The organism is Rhodanobacteraceae bacterium, from assembly GCA_024234055.1.
In the GTDB taxonomy this organism is placed as follows: Bacteria; Pseudomonadota; Gammaproteobacteria; order Xanthomonadales; family SZUA-5; genus JADKFD01.
In genome coordinates, this window is record JACKOW010000001.1 from 179,347 (window position 1) to 200,540 (window position 21,194).

The window sequence follows — 21,194 nt, forward strand, 5'->3', positions numbered from 1 at the left end:
CAGCGGCCAGCCAGTGCCCGCAGTTCGACCGATCAGGCGCGCACCAGCGTGACCGGAATTTCGGTCTCCTGGGTGACGCGGTTGGCCACCGATCCGAGCAGGGCGCTGCCCAGTGGGCCTTGGCCTCGGGTTCCCATCAGGATCATGCTGGCCTTGATCTCCACACTGCGGCGAAGGATGCACGCGGCCGGATTGCCCATAACCAGATGCCGGGTGTAGGCCACCCCCGCGGTATTCAGGCGCTCGCAGGTCGCGGCGGTCTGCTCGATACCGTTCGCCTCCAGTTGGCGGTCGGCGGCTTCCTTGCCAATGAAGGGATGCACCCACAGCAGGTGCACCGCGCACGGCCACCGATAGACCTGCTGCCATTGGATGATCTGATCGGCCAGCGCCAGGCTGACATCGGTGCCATCGATGGCCACCACGATCCGCGGCAGATCGGTGGCCACGGCCGCACCAAAATGCTGGCTGACCGCGATCAGGCGCTCGATGTCATCACGCTCCTCGCGGCGCTCGCCATCATGCTCGGGCAGGTGAAGGATGGGACTGGTCATCGATGGCTCACTCCTGGATGTTCGACAGCTTATTGCGCGTTGACCCGTTGCGCTTCGAGCAGACTGTCCAGCTGTCCGGCGCGATCGCGGGTGATGTTGGCCAGGGCCTCGGCGTGCATCGGTTGGAACATGGTGCCCGACATGGCGCCATAGGCCGTGTCCAGTGCCTTGTATTCGGCATCGCGAAAGGCTAGCCATTTCCGCTGCGAGATGCGCAGTTGTTCCTTCGCCTCCGGTCCGAGCTCTGCCATCAGTTCACGCCAAAGCCGATTGAGCTCCCGGTCCCAGGCCGCCTGGGATTGATCAATGCAGCGACGCATGCCCTGCGTGCTCATGCCCTCGGGCGTTTCCATGCAGCGCGTGAGTTCGGCTTCGATCGGATGCTGGTCGGGGAAGGCGTCGTTGGCAAAGACCAGCGCCGGGGACAGAGTCAGTACCGAGACTGCGAGCCAGGAACAAAAGCGTGGCAGGGGATGGGCGATGGAGCGGGGCAGGGGGCGGGGGGCACGGGGCAGGGGAAGAGCCGCGCCTGGGTGGTGCTTGTTTGCCTCTTGTCCGGAAAGCGTTCTTGAACTGTGGTCAATCATGTTCTCTGCCTCGTATGCAAAAACATGGCGTCATTGCGAGGAGCGCAGCGACGAAGCAATCCTGTGTCTCGCGACCTGCATCTGGATTGCTTCGCTTCGCTCGCAATGACGCTTCCGATGAGAGCATTTCCCGAGTCCCGAGTCCCGAGTCCCGAGTCCCGAGTCCCGAGTCCCGAGTCCCGTGCCCCATCATTCACTTCTTCTTCGGGATGTACAGATCCGTGATCGTGCCCTCATACACTTCGGCCGCCATGCCCACCGATTCGCTCAGGGTGGGGTGCGGATGGATGGTCAGACCGATGTCGGCTGCATCGCAGCCCATTTCGATGGCCAGCGCGGCTTCGCTGATCAGGTCGCCAGCGTTGGGGCCGACGATGCCGGCGCCGACGATCTTGTGTGAGGCCTCATCGAAGATCAGTTTGGTGAAACCTTCGGTGCGATTGATGCCGATGGCGCGGCCGCTGGCGGCGTAGGGGAATTTGCCCACGCCCACCTTCATGCCCTTGGCCTTGGCTTCGCTCTCGGTGACACCCACCCAGGCGATCTCCGGATCGGTATAGGCCACGCTGGGGATCACACGGGCAACAAACTCGCTGTTCTGACCGGCGATCACTTCGGCGGCCACCTTGCCCTCATGAGTGGCCTTGTGGGCCAGCATCGGCTGGCCGACGATGTCGCCAATGGCGAAGATGTGCGGCACATTGGTGCGCATCTGCTTGTCGACGGCGATGAAGCCGCGATCGCTGACCGCCACGCCGGCTGCCTCAGCCTTGATCTTCTTGCCATTCGGGGTGCGTCCGACCGCGCACAACACGCGATCGAACAGCATCGGCTCGGGTGCCTTGTCGCCCTCGAAGGTAGTCAGCAGGCCCTTTTTCTGCGCTTCCACCGAGACTACCTTGGTCTTCAGATGGATGCCGCCGTAGCGCTTGCCGATGCGCTGCTGCAGTGGCCGCACCAGATCCGGATCGGTGCCCGGCATCAGCTGGTCGAGCAGTTCGACGACGGTCACTTCGCTGCCGAGCGCGTCATACACGCAAGCCATTTCCAGACCGATGATGCCGCCGCCGATCACCAGCAGCTTCTTCGGGATATCGGCCAGATCGAGCGCGTCGGTGGAATCCATCATGCGGGCGTCGTCCCAGGGCAGGCCGGGCAGTTTCACCGCCTGTGATCCGGCGGCAATGATGGCGTGCTCGAAACCGATGACTTGATCGCCGTCTGCGGTTCTGACCGTGACCGTGTTGGCCGAGCTGAATTCGCCGTTGCCCTGCAGCACTCGCACCTTGCGCTGCTTGGCCATGCCTGACAGGCCGCCAGTGAGCTTGCCGACCACCTTGTCCTTGTACTCGCGCAGCTTGTCCAGATCGATCTTCGGCTTGCCAAAGGAAATGCCGAGCTCGGCCGAATGGCTGGCCTCGTCGATGACGCGCGCGGTGTGCAGCAGCGCCTTGGACGGAATGCAGCCCACGTTGAGGCATACACCGCCGAGGGTGGCATAGCGCTCGACCAGGATCACGTCGAGGCCGAGGTCAGCACCGCGGAAGGCCGCGGTGTAGCCGCCCGGACCCGCACCCAGCACCAGCAGCTGGCAGCGCAGATCGGTATTGGCGGGCGCGGTGGCGGGGGCTGGTGATGCCGCCTTTGCTGGCGCGGGCTCGGATTTGGCAGGCGCAGCCTCCGCTTTCTTCTCCGCTGGCGCGTTCTCGATCCTGGCATCGGCTTGTGTGTCGAGAATCGCGACCACTGTGCCTTCAGACACCGAATCACCCACCTTGACCTTCAGCTCGACCAGGGTGCCGGCGGCGCTGGAAGGGACTTCCATCGTGGCCTTGTCCGACTCCAGCGTCAGCAGGCCCTGATCAACCCGGATCTGATCGCCGGGCTGGGCCAGCAGTTCGATCACCGGCACGTCCTGATAACTGCCGATATCCGGTACCCGAACTTCAATCTTGGCCATGATGCTGCTCCTTGCTGGGACCGCTTGGAGCATAGCGGGCGGATCCGCTCCGCGGGCAGGCCAGTCGCGGATGAATCAGCTCCCACAGGGAAGTGGCGTCCCGGGCCTCTGTGGGAGCGGGCTCTGCCCGCGATGCTCTTGCCGGGTGTGGCGAACGGGCAGGTCGCGGATGAATCAGCTCCCACAGGGAAGTGGCGTCCCGGGCCTCTGTGGGAGCGGGCTCTGCCCGCGATGCTCTTGCCGGGTGTGGCGAACGGGCAGGTCGCGGATCAATCCGCTCCCACAGGCAAAAAAAAGAGCAGGCCTGAGCCTGCTCTTTCAATCCAGCTTCGACCTGCCGGTAGCTGTCGCCGCCGGCCTACGCGATTACTGACCTTCAGTCTGACCTTCGGCCGGTGCGGCTGCAGCGGCGCAGGTCTTGTAGGCTTCCTCCAGGCGCGGGCCGAAGCCCTGGGCGATCTTGTAGCCTTCCTGCATGGTGGCCTGGCCCTGCATCTGCGCGGCCTGCATCTTCTGCATGACATCCGGCATCTTCTCGAGCATCTTCACGCCGGTCGCCGACTTGAAGAAGCGGGTCATTTCCTCCAGCTCGCTCTGGGTGAAGACCTCGGTGTAGACCACGGCCACGTCGTGGCGGATCTTCTCGATCTGCTCATCGCTGAAACTGACGGCGGCCATGGCCTTGGAGAACTCATCCAGCACCGGCTGGGCCGATTCGCAGCCCTGGAACTGGGCGACGGTCGACTTGACCATCGGCTCGGTCGGGTTCTTCATCTGATCGAACATCTGATCCGTGCGCGAGGCGGCGATCAGATCCAGCGCGGCCTTGACGTGGGCGCCATCGGCGGCGGGGGCCGAATCAGCGGCGGAAAGTGTGGCGACCAACAGCAGGGCGGAAAGCATCGAAAACTCCTGGTACTCGGTAGGGGTTTCCCGCGCAGACGGGAAAGGGGCGCGCAATATAGCGCGTTGAGGGTCTCCGACCGTCAATCTGCGCAAAGGTTCCCGGTCCTCGCAATTGCCCGCGAGCGCCCGTCCTGGCCGATGCTAAACTCGGCAGCTCGACCCTTTGGCGTTGTGCGATCGTGGCGACTCCGGAAATCCCCGGCTACAAGCTTCTCAAGCAGATCGGTTCCGGGGGAATGGCCACGGTGTATCTGGCCGTTCAGATTTCGCTGGATCGGAAGGTCGCGATCAAGGTGCTGCGCGGCACCGGCGATGACGATCCGGAGCGCACTGAAAAGCGCTTTCTGCGGGAAGGCCGCACGCTCGCCAAGATCACCCACAAGAATGTCTGCGGCATCTATGACATTGCCAAGGTCGATGAACTGGCCTACATCGCCATGGAGTACCTGGACGGCGGCACCTTGGTCGACCAGCTCAAGCGCGGCGTGTCGGTCGGCGAGGCCATTGCCATCGTCGTTCAGGTGGCCTCGGCGCTGGAAGAGGCGCACAAGCTCGGCATCATCCATCGCGATCTGAAGCCGGCCAACGTGATGCTGCGTGGCGGACGGGTGCCGGTGTTGACCGATTTCGGCATTGCCCGCGAGCTTACCGCCAGTCAGACCCGCATCACCGCCGAGAACATGATCGTCGGCACCCCGATCTACATGAGCCCCGAGCAGGTGTCCGGCGGCGAGGTCGATGGGCGCTCCGATCTGTATGCGCTCGGCATCATGTTCTACGAACTGCTCACCGGTCAGCCGCCCTACAAGGGCGACACCCCGATTGCCGTGTGCATGCAGCACCTCACCGCAGCGCTGCCGACGATGCCGCCCAATCTGGCCGATCTGCAGCCGGTCATGGACCGGATGCTGGCCAAGCGTCGCGAGGATCGCTACTCGAGCATGAGCGAGTTCACCCACGCCCTGCGTGAGGTCTTCGTCGACTCCGACGCCATGCGCCAGGCTGCCAGCTTCAGTCCGGATACGCCGTGGTCCGAGCAGCTGCGTGAGCTGGGCTTTTCCTTCGACACCCTGCGCGACGCCGAATTCAAGGCGGCGTTGACCGAACAGCGGCGCGCGGTCGGGTCGCGCGGGCGCGGGCCGGCAAAGAAGAAATTACCAGCCGCAGCCAGCGCTGTCGCTCGCCCCTGGTGGGTATATGCCATCGCTGCACTCTTGCTGCTGACCGTCGGTGCCGGCATCGGCTGGATGGTGCTCGGACCCAAACCCCCGACGGAGAACGAAGTCAAACTCCTGACCTTTCTTCGCGCCGAGTTTGCCGAGCGCATGGAGAAGGGGCAGTTGTACGAACCGATGGGGGACAGCGCCCTCGATACGGTGCGCAAGATGCAGGACGTACACCAGACCGCCGAGCAGACGCTGGACGCCGTGAAGATCCTGGGGGATTCGCTGGTCGAAAAGGCCCGCGGCGAACTGGCACGACGTGACATCCTGGCGTTGGATGTCAGTTTGGCGGTGTTGGACGAGCGCTTGCCGGACACGCCCGAACTGGCAGAACTGAAGTCGAAACGCGAGCAGCTGGCCAACACGCTCGCCAAGGAAGCAGCGAACCGTGCACGTCTGGATCGTTTGCGCGAACTGGTCGATGGGGCAGCGCCCGGGCCGGGTGAGAGCGTGCAGCGCCTGTTCCTGCAGCTGCACCCCTTGCTGGCCTCTGATCCCGAATTCCAGGCGCTGGAGCCGCGCGCCATTGCCGCTGCCAGGGTGGCCATCGAAGCGTCGCTGGCGGCCGGCGAGACCCGGACAGCTTTGGACGCGGCGACCGAACTGGCCGACGTTCTGCCCCGCAACAAGGATCTGGCAGAGCTGGTCGCCAGTCTCAAGCAAAGTGTCGCTGCGGCCGAGATCCAGCAGGCCGTGGGAGACTGGAATCGCACGCTGGCGGCACCTGGAGATCTGGATTCTGCGCGTCTGGCGACCCTGCTGTCGGGGTTGGCAAAACTGGATGAACTTGGCCAGTCGACCGCCGAACTGGCGCAGATGCGACAGCTGCTGTCGACGGTGGTGCTGAGCGAGGCCAACAACCTGGCCGGCAAGGGCGACTACGATGGCGCGCTGGCGCTCATCGGGCAGGCCCGTGCAGACCTGGTGACGGTACCGGCCTTGATCGAGGCCCAGAATCGCATCGGTGCCGAGCGTGAAGCCGCATCCGAAGCCAGTCGCCAGGCGGCGCTGAAAGCGCGCCAGGGCCAGGTGGCCGTCAGCTCGGCGCCATGGGCCAAGATTGAACAGGTTGTCGATGGCGCGGGCAAGCGCATCGCGCTGCCCGCGGATGCGGCGACACCGCTGCTGCTGACGCTGCCGGAGGGGCGCTATCTGGTGACTCTGGTTTCGGGGCAGGGCGGCGCCAGACGCCAGGAAGGCATCCAGATCGAAAGTGGCAAGTTGACGCGTGTGACCGTGACATTCGCGGGCTACGACGCCGATGCCTTCATGCGCGAGGGGGGCTGGTGATGCGCGTTTGGCTGCTCGGCTTGCTGCTGCTGCTGCTGCCGGTGCTTGCGCTGGCTGACTACAAGTCCGACTACAAGGAGGGCGTGGCCGCCGCCGAGCGCCAGGAATGGGCCAAGGCGGATGCCCTGATCCAACGCGCCATGGCCGAAAAGCCCGATCCCGACCCGCGTGCCAACATCCGCATGTACGGGCAGGTCTACCTGCCTTATCTGCCGCAGTTCTACCTGGGTTTGTCGGCCTTCTCGCGCAAGGATTGTGTCAAGGCCACCGAATGGCTCAGCGATCCTCGCATCGTCGCTGCTGCCCGCGGTCTGCGCGAGGAGAATCGTCGCCTGATGATGCTGCGGACTTGCGCCACGCGCCTGGCCGAAGCCGCACCAGCCAGACCGGCACCGACGCCAACGCCGACGCCGACGCAAGCGTCCCCATCGGCAAGCACGCCAGCGGCACCCACACCCTCGCAGCCCACCCGGCCGGCCGCGGTCAGCGGCAGCGCTGCCTTCGACAGCAGTCGGGCCCAGGCGCTGGAATCGCGGCTGGCCAGGATCACTGACAAGCTCAAGGTGACGGCGCGCGCTGTGTCCGACACCGCGTTGGCCACCGCACGGGTAAGCTGGCAGCGCCGCAGCGACGCACTCGAAGACGAGTTGAGTCAGGCGGGTGCCCGCGCTCGCAGTATTCGTCAGGCGCGCGACAACGGTGCTCTCGGCGGACTTGAGCGGGATCTTGCCGCGCTGGATGCGCGGGTCGACAAGTTTGCGGCGGACCTCGGCGATGCGGTCAATCGAGGTCGCGGTGTGGCCCTGGCCGATGCCCGCTCGCAACTGCAACGCGGGGTAGACGCCGGCGCCCGGGCACTGAGTGCCAACGCCGACGGCGACACCCCTGCAGCGCAGGCGCTGCGCAAGGCGCTCGATCAGGGACGGTCGCTGCTGTCCAGCGGCGACGCCGCTCGCATTCAGACGGCCAGTGCCGCGCTGGAATCGGCGCTCCGACAGATGGAGACCAGCCAGGCGCGCCGCGCGCTGGCCGGGCAGGTGCGCTCGCGTCTGCAGCCATTGGCCGCCGCCTGGTTGCAGGGCGATTTCGCCAAGGTGGCCAGCTGGAGCAACGAATCGGAACTGGCTTCGGTGCCGGCTGCGCACGCCGAAGCCCTGTTGATGCGCGCCGCTGCCCGCTACGAGCTGTATGTGCTGGGGGGCGAGCGGGACATGGCCCTGTTCGAGCAGGTGCGCGTCGATCTGCGTGCGGCCAGACGGATTTCCGACCAGTTGCAGCCGTCGAAAAATGCCTACTCGCCGCGCTTTCGGGCCTTGTTTGCTAGCACGCGCTGAATGGTGAACAGGGTGAACTGCGACTTCACACTACGAAAACAACGGTAATCGGGCTAAAATCGGCCAGATCGCGGTAGCGAAGCTTCGCTGCTGCAGACCTTTTGGCTGATTGGGAAGACAACAACTCATGCAGTTTCGTTCGGCATTGGCGATTGCAACTGGGCTCGTGGTGTTGGCGGCAGCGCCCGCGCACGCGGCGGAAAAGGCCGAACGCGCGGTCAAGGCCGGGTCCACCGGGCTGGCGATCAACAACTCCGGGCGGATCGACCTGGTCACGGCGGTGAACATCGACTTCCTCAATCGCAGCGTGGCCAATGGTCGACGGGTCATCAATCTGCGAGTGGCCCAGCCCTTGTTGTGCGCGGACTTCGCCACAGCGCCGGGCGGTGCGGTCAATCCCGTGGCCCTGGAGTATCGCGATCCGAACAACGAAAGCTCAGGCCTGATCTTCGGCGGTATCAGCAATTTCGACTATTTCACCAATGGCGCATCGCCTTCCCTGTTCAAGGTGAGTTCGGATGGCCAGCTGGCCTGCTGCGTGATGCAGCCGGCATCCAATGCCTCCTGTTTCCAGGGCAGTAACGGTGGACCGACGATCAATTCCCTGTTCGCCGACGGCTTCGAGAGCCTGCTTGCCAAGGCGGCCAAAGGCACGCCCGGCGCGGATCTGACGGTGCAGATCAGCGGTCCGTTGACCGTGGCACCGGGCGCCAACTTCAATTACACGATCACGGTCGCCAACACCGGCAGTGTGACCATCAGCAATGCCCGCGTGCGCGACTGGTTCCCGAAATCGAGTGGCGGCTTCCCGGCGCCCCTGGGCGCAGGTAGCTGGACTTGCACCGGCTCTGCCGGCGCCAGCTGTGGCGTGGGCAGCGGTACCGGCAACATCGCGTTGAACGCGGTGTCGCTGGATCCAGGTTCGAACGTCAATTTCAGCGTGTCGCGGCCGATGTCGGGCTCGGCACCGGACAGCACCTCGTTCTCGGTCAGCGCGGCCGCCTTTTCGCCGCCGGCCGTAGGTGAGCTGGGGCTGAGCAACAACCAGCGTGCGCTTACCGCCACGGTGCAGACCAGCGCGCCGCCAGTCATCAACTCGGTGCAGTTGCCGGCCGGCTTGCTGCTGGAAGATCAGACCATCGCCGGTATTCAGATCAATGCCAGCGACGCGGACAGCGTGCTGACGCCCGCCAGCTTCAGCTGCAGTGTCGGCGGCAGCCTGCTGAACACCGGTTCTTGCGTGTTCACCGGCACCGAACCGAACTTTCAGTTGAGCATCAGCCCGCAGGCCAACGCCAATGGCGCCGGCAGCTTCACGATCGGGCTGACCGACACCTTCACGCCGGTGACTCAGGCGGTGCCGGTGACGATCACTGCGGTCAACGATGCGCCAGAGTTCACGCTGGGCGCGAACATCTCGGTGCCCAATGGCACCACTGGCACCCAGATCGTCAGCGATTTCGTGACGGCGATCCGCAAGGGACCGGTGTCGGCCGGCGACGAGGCCAGTCAGACCTTCGTCGAGCGCGTGGTGTCGGTGGATTCGGGCGGAGCCATCTTCTCGTCGACGCCCGATATCAGCTACGGTGGTTCTACGGAATCGGGAACACTGGCTTTCGGCCTGAACGGCAGCGCAGGCACGGCCGTGGTGCGCGTGCGCATGCAGGACAACGGCGGCACGGCCAACGGCGGTGTCGACGCCACCGAGAAGACCTTCACGGTCACGGTGCAGCCGCCCAACTAAGCGCGCTGGTACCCGACAGGCGCGGGTTGCTGCGCCTGTCGGATTCGAGCCTCCGCAGTGCCCAGTGGCTGCGGTTTGTCCGCAAGGTGCCTCGCGTCTGCCAGCGCCGTGACATCGATCACTGGGTCATAATCGTTGTGCATGAAGACCCGCGAACAGGCTCCCCCGCGCACCCTGCCCGAGTGGCTGCTCAGGCATCCGACGCTGGGCGAAGCACTGGGCCCGGGTTTTGAGATCATCCATGACCAGCTCACCGCGATGGAATCGGGTGCTGAACTCGAGTTCGAAGTGGCGCGAACGCTGGATGTGCTGCAGGACCTCGGCGTAGACAGCGATACCCTGCTGGCGGCTGCCTGGTTCCCCTTGCTGTTGCATCAGCCCGCGGCCCTGTCGCAGGCACTGGCGCGCCATGGCGCCGCCTTCGAGCCCTTGCTGCTGGGTCAGCTGGAAGCCGAGAAGATCTGGCCGCTGCACGAGCACAAGGCGGCGAATGCCAGTGCCGAGGGGCTGCGTCGATTGCTGCTGGCGCTGATTCGCGACCTGCGCGTGGTCTTCATCCTGCTGGCGCGGCAGCTGGTGCGGCTGCGCGCTGCCAGTCGCGGTGATGCCGAGGAGCGCCGCCGGCTGGCCCAGTTGACCGCCGATATCCACGGACCGTTGGCCAATCGTCTCGGCATCTGGCAGGTCAAATGGGAACTGGAAGACCTGGTCTTCCGCTATCTGCAGCCCGATACCTACAAGCGCATTGCCAGCCTGCTGGATGAACGCCGCGAGGATCGCGAGCGCTACATCAATCTGGTTCTGCGCGAACTGCGGCAGTCGTTGAGCGCGGCCGGCCTGCAGGCCGATGTCGCCGGCAGGCCCAAGCACATCTACAGCATCTGGAAGAAGATGCAGCGCAAGGAGGTGGACTTCTCCGAGCTCTACGACGTACGAGCCGTGCGCGTGCTGGTTCCAGACGTGCCCACCTGCTACGCCGCGCTCGGCGTGGTCCATGCCCGCTGGACGCCCATTCCGAAGGAGTTTGACGATTACATCGCCAAACCCAAGGGCAATGACTATCGCTCGCTGCACACGGCAGTGATCGGCCCGGAAGGCAAGGCGCTGGAAGTCCAGATCCGTACCCACGAGATGCACCAGCACGCCGAACTCGGCGTGGCCGCGCATTGGCGTTACAAGGAAGGCGGCGGCGCTGGCGCCGATTTCGAGCGCAAGATCCAGTGGATGCGGCAGCTGCTGGAAAGCCGCGACGAGGGCCAGGACGATGCCGCGCTGATCGCCGGCTTTTCCACCGAACTGCTCGAAGATCGCGTCTACCTGCTGACCCCCCGCGGTGCGGTCATCGATCTGCCGCGCGGCGCGACGGTGCTGGATTTCGCCTACACCGTGCACACCGAAGTCGGACACCGCTGTCGCGGTGCCAAGGTCAACGGCCGCATCGTGCCCCTGACCTTCACGCCGCGCACCGGCGACAGGGTGGAGATCCTGACCGCCAAGGAAGGCCAGCCCAAGCGCGACTGGTTGTTGCCACAACTGGGTTACCTGGCCAGCACCCGATCGCGCCACAAGGTGCGGGCCTGGTTCCACAAGCTGGACCGCGAGCAGAATGTGCGCGATGGCCGCGACATCCTCGAGCGCGAGTTGAAGCGTCTGGCGCTCACGCCGGGCAAACTGGAGCCGCTTCTGCCTAAGTTCCACGTCGAATCGCTGGACGAGCTGTACGTGGCCGTGGCCCTGGGCGATCTGTCGCCAGCCCAGGTGGCGCGCGTAGTCCACGAGGCTGATGCGCCCAAGGCCGATCCGGCCCAGATCCTGACCCAGCGCCTGGGCTCACAGATCGGCCCACGCCGCGACAAGGACGCCATCGTCATCGAAGGTGTCGGCAATCTGATGGTGACCATGGCCGGCTGCTGCAATCCGCTGCCCGGTGATGCCGTGGTCGGCTTCATCACCAAGGGCCGCGGTGTCAGCGTCCATCGCGCCGACTGCAAGAGCCTGCTGAATCTCTCCGGGCGCTCCCCCGAGCGCGTCATCGACGTGCAATGGGGTGGCAAACGCGACGATCGCTACGCCGTGAAGGTGCGGGTGTCGGCCTTCAACCGCACCGGCCTGATCCGCGATGTCGGTGCCGTGCTCGCTGCCGAGCAGATCAACATCGGCGCCATGGACAGCAAGGACGACCCCGGCAGCGGCTACGCCACCCTGCATCTCACCCTGAAAGTGGCCGATTTCGGCCAGCTGGCCAATGTACTGACCAAGCTGCGCTCGCTCAGCAATGTCACCGAGGCCGAGCGGGTGGGGTAGGGCCTGGACTCGGCGAGTCTATCGGAAGTCATTGATTTGAGGGCGCGAGGGCGGGAGGGCACGAGGGCGCGAGGGCGCGAGGGCACGCGAGATCAAGACCTCGCGGTGATGCTGCTCTTGCGCGCCCTCGTGACAGCTGCTCCTCGCGCCCGCTGTGGGAGCGGACTCTGTCCGCGACTCGGCTGGCGACGAGCCGGTGCCATGAGCCCGTTTCCCGGTTGCCGCGATCTCATGGACGCAGCAGCTGCTGGCCGCACAACAAATAGGTGTCACTGGCGAGATCCAGGCAATAGCGTTCGGCGATCTGGTAAGGGCCAGACGTGGTTGCCCCATCCACCGCCAATTCGCGCTCGTCGGCCTCACTCAGCACTTCCTGGCGCCGGATCACCGCTACCGACTGGGCGTCGTCGGCCATCTCGATCGAGACATAGCCCCAGCCCGCGCACAGATCCGGCCCGTAGCCGTCCAGGCTCAGGGCCCTGCGCAGATAGCCCTCCTGATCATTGGCGATCCACGCGCTGAAACTGACCCGTTCGCAGGCGCCGTTCTGACCCTCGCCGCTTGATGGTGCATCCAGTCGATACGGTTGCACCAGGAGCCAGCGGTGCGGATCCAGCTGTCGCGGCGCGCTCAGCTGGTCGGCAAGCGGTCCACCGAGAACAGTGGTGTAGGCGGGCTCGTCGAGTTCGCCGGACGATTCGAAATCGGCGTCAGGGGCGCTGGAATCGGGACCCCCAGACAGGTCAAGCTGGGTCGCAGCGATCGACTGTTCACGCAGCTGATAGACCATGTCCGGTCCACAGATCCATTGATCTTCCGCCAGGGCCAGCGAGCTGTACTCCTCCCAGACCAGTTCCGGACTCAGCCGATTCGGGTCGGGTCGGTCCAGGTAGCCGCCGCCGGGCAATGCCAGATGGAATCGTCGAGCAACCACGCGCAGCCCCAGTTCCAGCGGCGGGATTCGATGCAGAGATGGATATTCCCACTGGTCGCGTGCAGGCAGGTCGCAGCGACTGAGCTGCATGCGCAACGGCTGTGGCAGCGACAGCGTGGCCGTTTCTCCGGGGGGCAGTGGTTGCCCGCCCGGGCCGAGGATTTCCGGCAGGCAGCGGTTCTCATCGGGCTCGCAGACCGACACCTGAAGATGCACGGTCTGCAGCGTCAGCTCGTGCAGCGCCGGCAATGACTCCCAGGGAATCAGCCAGACGAAATGCTGGCCATGGTCATTGTCCAGGCGAGTCAGACCCGGCGGCAACTCGGCCGCCAGTTCCTGCATGCCCTGATCCAGCGCCAGCTGCGAGAAAGCAGCGGTCGAGTCCTGGCTGGCGCCGTCGGCCGACACCCGGTAGCTGCGCTGCAGCAGCGCCAACAGCTGCTGGCGATGCCGCTCCTGGGCAGCAAACCATTCCGGGCAGTAGGCCAGAGCGTCGGCATCGAGACCGAGTTCGGTGCAATCCCGTGCGTTGCGCAAGGGATGCTCTGCGCGCTGCCAGCCGATCGGGGGCAGCTGGACCTCGGCCATCGTCGCCAGTTTCAGCCTCCAGACCCAATTCCCCGGTGTCGTCTGTGCCGATGATCCGATGCTTCCCAGCAGGATCAGGCCGTCCGATCGCTCAAAGATCTGGAGCTGTGCCGGCGCGCCGTCCGGCCGGGGTTGTTGTGCCTGCACCCGCAGCAGCGTTTGCAGGCTGTCGCTGTCGGCCAACCATTCGATCTTGCGTTCCTCACCTGCGCCCAACAAGACCTCGGGCGGGTCGTTTTCCCACTGGGCGTTGCCAATGCCGACCACGGCGAAACCCAGAAGCAAGGCAAACAGGCGCTGCATGCGAGATCCTGGGTGATGGGCTATTGAGGCGCCAGTCTGCGTCAGGAATCGCCCTGTGCGATCACGACAAAGCGGACCCTTTCGAGGCAAATCCGGGGTGCGAGTCAGATAAGGCAGCCGCAGAACTGCCAACTGCAAACCGCCAAGCGCTGGCCCGGTTCGTTATGATCCGCGCTCCACTGTAGGGGCTGTCCTACGATGCGCGTCCGTGTCCTGATCTTGCTGCTGGCCTTGCTGATCGGCAATACCGCCACAGCAGCCAAGGTGGGCCCCTCGCCGTGGCCGCAGACCCGTGAACTTCCGGCAGGCGAAGGCCCTTGGGTGGTGCGTGCCCGCTTCACGTCCGATCAGTCGCTGACTCGATTGCTGGAGCGGGCGGCGCCGTGGCGGGTGGATCGTGATGCCGGGCAGCTGATCATCGAGGTCAACTCTCGCGCCGAATATCAACAACTGCTGGACGAGGGCTTTGCAGTTGCCGTCGATCCAGAGCTGACTGCCGAGGCCTTCGGTCCGGTGCCGGAAACGCCGGACCAGACCGAGAGCATCTCGGGCTATCCCTGTTACCGTACGGTCGAAGAAAGTCTGGCCAGTGCCCAGGCTTTGGTGGCGCAACACGGCGCCATCGCCGAGCTGGTCGACATCGGCGACAGCTGGAAGAAGCAGCAGAACGCCGCGCAGGGCTACGATCTGTGGGTGCTGCGGCTGACCAATCGATCCATCCCCGGCATCAAGCCCGTGCACTATCTGCAGGGCGGTTTGCACGCCCGCGAGTACGTGACCTCCGAGACCGTTTTGCGCTATGGCGAATGGTTGGCGGCGCAGTACGATGTCAATCCGGATGTGACCTGGATACTGGACCACCAGGAGGTGCATATCCTGTTCCATGCCAATCCGGATGGGCGCAAGGTGGCCGAAGTCTCCAGCACGCGCTCGCAGCGCAAGAATCGCGACGAAAACTACTGCTCGACCGGAAGTACTACGGTGGGCGTGGACAACAACCGAAATTTCCCCTTCGACTGGGGTGGTCCGGGCAGCTCTGGGACGGCATGCAATGAGACCTTCAGAGGTCCCGCAGCCGCTTCGGAGCCAGAGTCGCAGGCCATCATTGCCTACCTGCAGCAGATCTTTCCCGATCAACGCAACGAAGGGCCGGGCGTCGATCTGGTGACCCCGGTGTCGCTCGATGCCACCGGCATCTACATGGATGTGCACAGCAACGCCGGCACTACCTGGTGGCCCTGGGGCAATGTCAACGGCGTGTTTGCGCCGAATCGTTTCGAGCTGCAGACACTGGGCCGCAAGATCGCCTATTACAACGGGCTGACGCCGGAACAGTCGAATGCGGGCGGCGCCATCGGCGGCGCCACGGATGACTTCACCTATGGCACGTTGGGTGTGGCTGCATTCACCATCGAAATGGACGGGAGCAGTTTCTGGCCGAGCTGCACCAGCTACGAAAACACCCTGGTACAACCCACGCTGGATGGATTCTTCATGGCCTCCAAGCTGGCGCGCGCGCCCTATCGCTGGGCTGCCGGCCCGGAGATCGTCAATGTGCTGGCCGCGCCGGCCCAGATCAGTCTGGGCGGCACGGTGACCATCACTGCGCGCGCCGAAGACGCCCGATTCAACAACACCGTCGGCACCGAGCCCTCGCAGACGGTGACCAGTGTGGCCATCTACGCCATGCCACCGTGGCAGGCGGGCGCCACGGCGCTGGCCCAGTTCCAGCCGAGCGACGGCGCCTTCAACAGCACTACCGAGAACATCACCGTTGACCTGCCCGCCAGCAGCCTGAGTGCCGGCCGTCAGCTGCTGTATCTGCGTGCCACCGATGCCCTCGGCAACGCAGGCCCGGTGGCTGCGGTCTTCGTGACCGTCGGCCAGTCCGATCCCCTGTTCCAGAACGGTTTCGAGTAGCTGGCGCCGAAGTCGGTTGCCGGCGGTTGCTCGGTAGCCCCTGTGAAAGTCCCGGTCGCCACTGGCGGTGCACCTACTCGCGCATCAAGCAGGCGGCGGGGGCTGGGGTCCCACTGCGCGGCACGGTCAGATCACCTGTCGTGATTGAACCCCTATCCCTTGCCCCTGATTTTCTGGTTCGAACCCTGCGCCGACATTGGGAAATTTGGCGAAGCAAGGGACTGCGACAGGGCGAGGGCCGTGATTTGCGCGATGATGGCAGCTCTGACCGGCGCCTTGAGGATTCATGGACCTCGATCTGATCCACTACCGTGAGCTGGACGCGCGTCTGGTGTCGCTGGTCAAGGACATCAAGATGCTCAGCACACTGAGCTGGCCCAAACGCGCGCAGGAAGAATTTCTGGCAGCCTGGCGCGCCGGAAATCCTTATCTGCCCGAGGTCAAGTACAAGAAGTTTGACTACAGCGACCGTCGCGCCGGTCTGGCGGAGATCTTCGATCAGTGCGAGCCGGATCATCCGATCGGCCAGTACCTGCAGAACACCGTGATCTCCTGGCAGGTGGCCACGCTGTTGCTGGAACGCCTGGGTACGCCGCAGATGACCGAATACTCGATCAATCTGTACGGTCGCCCGGGCGATCAGATCGCCGGATCGGCGGTCAACAACCTGCAGGCGGCCGAGCATTTCATCAGCGTGGCCGATGACGTCATGGGCAACAGCGCGCTCACTGAAACCGAATACTGCCTGTCGGCCGATATTCTCAAGAACGAGATGGAACACCGGCTGGGCGAGGTCTTCACCCAGGACAAGGTGTCCATCGAGATCGATCCGGATCTGGTGGCCAAGGCCGCCGCCGGCCCCACGCGCATCCGCCTGCGTGCCGGCACCTGCTTTTCCGACTACGATCTCTCGCAGCTGCTGGAGCACGAGGCCTTCGTGCACTCGCTGACCTCACTGAATGGGCGCGCCCAGAGCAATCTCGGCAGTCTGGGCCTGAATTCGCCCCGGATCACCGCCACCCAGGAAGGGCTGGCGGTGTTTGCCGAACTGGTCACCGGCTCGATCGACATTACCCGGATGAAGCGCATCTCGCTGCGCATCCAGGCGATCCATATGGCGCTGCATGGCGCCAATTTCATCGAGGTGTTCCGCTTCTTCCTGGACCAGGGACAGACCGAAGCCGAGAGCTTCACGTCAACCATGCGCGTGTTCCGAGGTGCACCGACCACTGGCGGGCATGCCTTCACCAAGGACACGGTCTATCTGCACGGCCTCCTGTCGGTGCATACCTTTTTCCGGTGGGCGCTGCGTTCGGGCAAGCTGGAACTGGCCCAGCACCTGTTTGCCGGCAAGATGACGCTGCAGGATGTGGTGGGCCTGGAGCCCTTCGTACAATCCGGATTCATCGATCCGCCGAAGTATCTGCCGCCATGGATGCGCCGCAGCAACGGCCTTGCCGGCTATCTGTCCTTCTCGCTGTTCGTCAATCGCATCCGCCTCGATCAGGTCGAACGAGAGCATGTGCTGATGGGTGTGTAGAAGGAACTTGCGTCGCGACCGTGGCGTCGGCAACGGTGGCGAAAATCGGGAACCGCGGTGAGCTGTTTTCAATAGCGGAACGCAGAGAACGCCGAGAGGCGCTGTTTGTTGTAGGAGCGACCTTGCGTCGCGACCGTGGTATCGGGCAGCTGTGGCGAAGATCGGGAACCGCGGTGAGTGGGTCGCAAAAGCCGAACGCGGAGAACGCAGAGGGGCGCGGAGAACGCAGAGAGGAGCTTGTCCAGATCCAATTTGCTTTTCTCTGCGTTCTTGGCGGCCCCTGCGTTCTCTGCGTTGTTGCTCTTCCCCGCCACCGAGCGACACGATCAGCTGGTGTCGTATGCCGATGGCTCCGGTCGCGCCGCAAGGGCGCTCCTACGGGTGAACCGGCGATCTGCAGCGAAGTGGAAAAATCAGGCTACAGCAGCGCACCGACGACCAATGCGGCCACATAGCACAGCAGTGCCACGGCCGAGCCCAGCAGCGGCGTGATGAACCAGTAGCGATAGGCCAGGGTGGTGAATCCGGCGAGCATCAGCAGGCCAGTGGTCTGCAGAAAGATCGACTGGAACAGGATCTGCGGGTGCGCCTGTGCGAGGTAGCCGTAGACCAGTCCGAACAACATCGCGCCCATGGAATGACTGACATTGAAGCCGATCCACATCTTCCAGATGGTGGTCTGGGTCGTGATCACCGGCGCGCTGCCGCGCATGGCCTGTTGCAGCGTGCGGTCCCTGGGCAGGAGTTTTGGCCCGTGATAGGTCAGCACCAGATGAGCCAGACCCAACAAGCCGATGATCGACGCGCTCGTGGTCATCAGCAGTTGTGGCGTGGTCAATTCGTTCTCCTGAGGTTGGACCGCAGCGGAGCGCTCTCAGAGCGCAGTCGCATCGGCCGATTGAGCAGGCTCGTCATGCCTCGTCCGGCCGTCGCGCCTCCACCATGGCATCACGGCCATCGTCCAACACAGTGACCTTGATCTCGATCGGGTGGCAGCAATACTGGCAATCCTCGATGTAGCTCTGCACGCCGAGGGTGAGGTCGGCGCTGCTTTCATAACTCTGCCAGCAATGCGGACACTCTATCTCGATCAGCGCATCCAATGGCCGCTGACGTGCATCCTGCCCGGCTTCGAAAACTGGCTCCAGACCATAGAGCTGGTCGACATGGGCCGCGTCCATGCGCAGGGCCGAACCGAGCAGCAGCTCGGACTCGGGCGTGGCTCGGGCGGGCTGGCGTCGCATCAGAAGGACTTGGCAACCGCGAGGTAGATGATCGGAATGGCCAGCACCAGTGCAATCTCGTTGTACCAGCGGAAGAACACCGAACTGGGCAGGGCGGCGCCGGCGGCGGCCTTCTTCAGATAGCGGCCACTGTGGATGTAGAAGGCAAACAGGATGGCCACCAGCACCAGTTTCGCGTGCAGCCAGGGACCGGCGATCTTGAAATGCATCCAGAGTGTCAGGCCGAACAGGACCATGAAGGCAAACATGATGTGTCCGAACTTGTACAGCCGGCGACCCATCAGCAGCAAGCGTTCACGGATGGCGGCCGCATCACCGACCTCGGCGACGTTCACGAGGATGCGGGGCAGATAGAACACCGCCGCCATCCAGGCGATGACGAAAAGGATGTGCAGGGTCTTGATCCAGGGGTAGCTCATCAGTCACTCAGCTTTGCGTGTTCAGGCCCTCAGAGTGCCACGGACAGAGGTCTGATTGAAGTGAATTCGGTGGGAGTCCTGGTTGAGGATGGCGGTGCGCCTGTCCGCGTATCAAGCGTTGGAGGGTGCAAGGGCCGCAAAGCCAGCCTCGCCGTAGCTCTTGATCTTGCGTGCCCTCGTGCCCTCTCGCCCTCGTGCCCTCAAACAAATGACATCCGCAGGAGTGATCGGGCCGACCAAACAAAACGCCGGCTTTCGCCGGCGTTCTGGGTGAGCCTGATGAAGCCGGATCAGTGCTTGCCGCGCAGCTTGTTGATCAGCTGCAACTGGGCAGCGGCCTCTGCCAGACGGGCCTGGGCTTCGGCAATCTCGATGGCGTCCGTGCGGTTGGCGATGGCCTTCTCCGCATCTTCCTTGGCCTGCTTGGCCGCAGCTTCGTCCAGATCCGCCGCGCGCACCGCGGTATCGGTGAGGATGGTGACGACGCTGGGCTGCACTTCCATGATGCCGCCGGACACGTACAGGAACAGCTCTTCGTCATTGGGCTGAATCACCCGCACCTGACCGGGCTTCAGGCGCGTGATCAAGGGCGCATGGCGCGGCGCAATACCGAGCTCACCCATCTCGCCGGTAGCTACCACAAGCTTGGCCTCACCGTGAAACACGGAGGCTTCGGCACTGACGACATCGACGCGGATGGTGGACATGGGGCTGGTGCTCCGAAACTGGTTTTTGGTGTTGCTGGGCTGCGGCGCCCGGTAAGCGTCTGCGGCCGGGTAAAACGTAAAACGTAAAACGTCAATGAAAGCGAAAAGCTCGGCGCTGGCGAAATTGACGTTTTACATTTTACGTTTTACCTGTGCCGCAGGGCATGAGATGCCGGTGACGCCGAGATATGCGTCACCGGCACGGCAGATCACGCCGCCACACCCATTTCCTTCGCCTTGGCCATGGCTTCATCGATGCCGCCGACCATGTAGAAGGCCTGTTCGGGCAAATGGTCGACTTCACCGTCGACGATCATCTTGAAGCCGCGGATGGTTTCCTTCAGCGACACGTACTTGCCCGGGCTGCCGGTGAACACTTCGGCCACGTGGAAGGGCTGGCTGAAGAACTTTTCGACCTTGCGGGCGCGGGAGACGGTGGCCTTGTCTTCTTCGCTCAGCTCGTCCATGCCCAGGATCGCGATGATGTCCTTCAGTTCCTTGTAGCGCTGCAGCGTGGACTGCACGCGACGGGCGGTGTCGTAGTGATCGTTGCCGATGACGTTCGGATCGAGCTGACGGCTGGTCGAATCGAGCGGATCCACCGCCGGGTAGATACCCAGCGAAGCGATGTTGCGGCTCAGCACCACGGTTGCGTCCAGATGGGCGAAGGTGGTGGCGGGCGAGGGATCGGTCAGATCGTCGGCGGGCACGTAGACGGCCTGGATCGAGGTGATCGAGCCGGTCTTGGTCGAGGTGATGCGCTCCTGCAGCACGCCCATTTCTTCCGCCAGCGTCGGCTGATAGCCCACGGCCGAAGGCATGCGGCCCAGCAGTGCCGACACTTCGGTACCGGCCAGCGTGTAGCGGTAGATGTTGTCGACGAACAGCAGCACGTCACGACCCTTGCCGGTGGCCGGATCCTTTTCGTCGCGGAAGTACTCGGCCATGGTCAGACCGGTCAGCGCCACGCGCAGACGGTTGCCCGGCGGCTCGTTCATCTGGCCGTAGACCATGGCCACCTTGTCGAGCACGTTCGAGTCTTTCATCTCGTGGTAGAAGTCGTTACCTTCGCGGGTACGCTCACCCACGCCGGCGAACACCGACAGACCCGAGTGGGCCTTGGCGATGTTGTTGATCAGTTCCATCATGTTGACGGTCTTGCCGACGCCGGCGCCACCGAACAGGCCGATCTTGCCGCCCTTGGCGAAGGGACACATCAGATCGATGACCTTGATGCCGGTTTCCAGCAGATCGTTGCCACCGGCCTGCTCGGCATAGGTGGGCGCCGAGCGATGGATCACCCAGCGATCGTCTTCGCCGATCGGGCCGGCTTCGTCGATCGGGCGACCGAGCACGTCCATGATGCGGCCCAGGGTCTTCAGACCCACCGGCACCGAAATGGCCTTGCCGGTGTTCTCGGCAACCAGATTGCGCTTCAGACCGTCGGTAGAACCGAGCGCAATGGTACGGACCACGCCGTCACCCAACTGCTGCTGCACTTCCAGCGTGATCTCGGTGCCGGCGATGGTCAGCGCGTCGTACACCTTCGGCACGGACTCGCGCGGGAATTCGACGTCGACGACGGCGCCGATGATCTGTACGACTTTGCCTTGGTTCATGGTGTGGCTCCTGGAACG

16 protein-coding genes are annotated in these 21,194 nt (G+C 64.1%); 6 read left to right on the top strand and 10 right to left on the bottom strand.

Annotation, left to right across the window (positions count from 1 at the left end):
• Positions 1-32 precede the first annotated feature (32 nt).
• The 4 genes from H7A19_00785 to H7A19_00800 form a co-directional block, all read right to left on the bottom strand.
• Positions 33-554, bottom strand: coding sequence for a universal stress protein (locus H7A19_00785; protein ID MCP5473365.1), 522 nt, complete (start codon positions 552-554; stop codon positions 33-35).
• A gap of 29 nt (positions 555-583) precedes the next feature.
• Positions 584-889: a DUF1311 domain-containing protein gene (locus H7A19_00790; protein MCP5473366.1), complete on the bottom strand. Its 306-nt coding sequence runs from the start codon at positions 887-889 to the stop codon at positions 584-586.
• 445 nt (positions 890-1,334) lie between these two features.
• Positions 1,335-3,101 (bottom strand): dihydrolipoyl dehydrogenase, encoded by a 1,767-nt coding sequence (gene lpdA, locus H7A19_00795; GenBank protein MCP5473367.1) that lies wholly within the window; start codon positions 3,099-3,101, stop codon positions 1,335-1,337.
• Between the two features lie 366 nt (positions 3,102-3,467).
• A complete protein-coding gene (locus H7A19_00800; protein ID MCP5473368.1) occupies positions 3,468-4,004 on the bottom strand; it encodes a DUF2059 domain-containing protein in 537 nt (178 codons plus the stop codon).
• A gap of 182 nt (positions 4,005-4,186) precedes the next feature.
• Here H7A19_00800 and H7A19_00805 point away from each other — a divergent pair, with 182 nt between their 5' ends.
• The 4 genes from H7A19_00805 (at position 4,187) to H7A19_00820 (ending at position 11,902) form a co-directional block, all read left to right on the top strand.
• Positions 4,187-6,520, top strand: a complete 2,334-nt coding sequence (locus tag H7A19_00805) for a serine/threonine protein kinase (GenBank protein MCP5473369.1) — start codon at positions 4,187-4,189, stop codon at positions 6,518-6,520.
• A complete protein-coding gene (locus H7A19_00810) occupies positions 6,520-7,854 on the top strand; it encodes a hypothetical protein (protein ID MCP5473370.1) in 1,335 nt (444 codons plus the stop codon). The genes H7A19_00805 and H7A19_00810 overlap by 1 nt, the downstream gene beginning before the upstream one ends.
• 127 nt (positions 7,855-7,981) lie before the next feature.
• Positions 7,982-9,598, top strand: a complete 1,617-nt coding sequence (locus tag H7A19_00815; protein MCP5473371.1) for a DUF11 domain-containing protein — start codon at positions 7,982-7,984, stop codon at positions 9,596-9,598.
• Positions 9,599-9,856: 258 nt separating this feature from the next.
• Positions 9,857-11,902, top strand: a complete 2,046-nt coding sequence (locus H7A19_00820) for a bifunctional (p)ppGpp synthetase/guanosine-3',5'-bis(diphosphate) 3'-pyrophosphohydrolase (GenBank protein ID MCP5473372.1) — start codon at positions 9,857-9,859, stop codon at positions 11,900-11,902.
• A gap of 229 nt (positions 11,903-12,131) precedes the next feature.
• Here the strand turns inward: H7A19_00820 and H7A19_00825 are convergent, their stop codons facing one another.
• Positions 12,132-13,727 carry a hypothetical protein gene (locus H7A19_00825; GenBank protein ID MCP5473373.1) on the bottom strand — a complete coding sequence of 532 codons (1,596 nt, stop codon included), beginning with the start codon at positions 13,725-13,727 and terminating at the stop codon, positions 12,132-12,134.
• A 198-nt stretch (positions 13,728-13,925) separates the two neighbouring features.
• Between H7A19_00825 and H7A19_00830 the strand changes: the two genes are divergently transcribed.
• Both H7A19_00830 and H7A19_00835 read left to right on the top strand, forming a co-directional pair.
• Positions 13,926-15,647: a carboxypeptidase gene (locus H7A19_00830; GenBank protein ID MCP5473374.1), complete on the top strand. Its 1,722-nt coding sequence runs from the start codon at positions 13,926-13,928 to the stop codon at positions 15,645-15,647.
• A gap of 286 nt (positions 15,648-15,933) precedes the next feature.
• Positions 15,934-17,187 carry a DUF1704 domain-containing protein gene (locus tag H7A19_00835; GenBank protein ID MCP5473375.1) on the top strand — a complete coding sequence of 418 codons (1,254 nt, stop codon included), beginning with the start codon at positions 15,934-15,936 and terminating at the stop codon, positions 17,185-17,187.
• A 418-nt stretch (positions 17,188-17,605) separates the two neighbouring features.
• Here H7A19_00835 and H7A19_00840 read toward each other — a convergent pair whose 3' ends face one another.
• The 5 genes from H7A19_00840 to atpD form a co-directional block, all read right to left on the bottom strand.
• A complete protein-coding gene (locus H7A19_00840) occupies positions 17,606-18,004 on the bottom strand; it encodes a hypothetical protein (GenBank protein MCP5473376.1) in 399 nt (132 codons plus the stop codon).
• A 94-nt stretch (positions 18,005-18,098) separates the two neighbouring features.
• Positions 18,099-18,368 carry a CPXCG motif-containing cysteine-rich protein gene (locus H7A19_00845; GenBank protein ID MCP5473377.1) on the bottom strand — a complete coding sequence of 90 codons (270 nt, stop codon included), beginning with the start codon at positions 18,366-18,368 and terminating at the stop codon, positions 18,099-18,101.
• Between the two features lie 62 nt (positions 18,369-18,430).
• Complete coding sequence (locus H7A19_00850) at positions 18,431-18,853, bottom strand: CopD family protein (GenBank protein MCP5473378.1); 423 nt, start codon at positions 18,851-18,853, stop codon at positions 18,431-18,433.
• A 287-nt stretch (positions 18,854-19,140) separates the two neighbouring features.
• Positions 19,141-19,557: a F0F1 ATP synthase subunit epsilon gene (locus H7A19_00855; GenBank protein ID MCP5473379.1), complete on the bottom strand. Its 417-nt coding sequence runs from the start codon at positions 19,555-19,557 to the stop codon at positions 19,141-19,143.
• A 209-nt stretch (positions 19,558-19,766) separates the two neighbouring features.
• Complete coding sequence (gene atpD, locus H7A19_00860; protein MCP5473380.1) at positions 19,767-21,176, bottom strand: F0F1 ATP synthase subunit beta; 1,410 nt, start codon at positions 21,174-21,176, stop codon at positions 19,767-19,769.
• Positions 21,177-21,194: the final 18 nt, after the last annotated feature.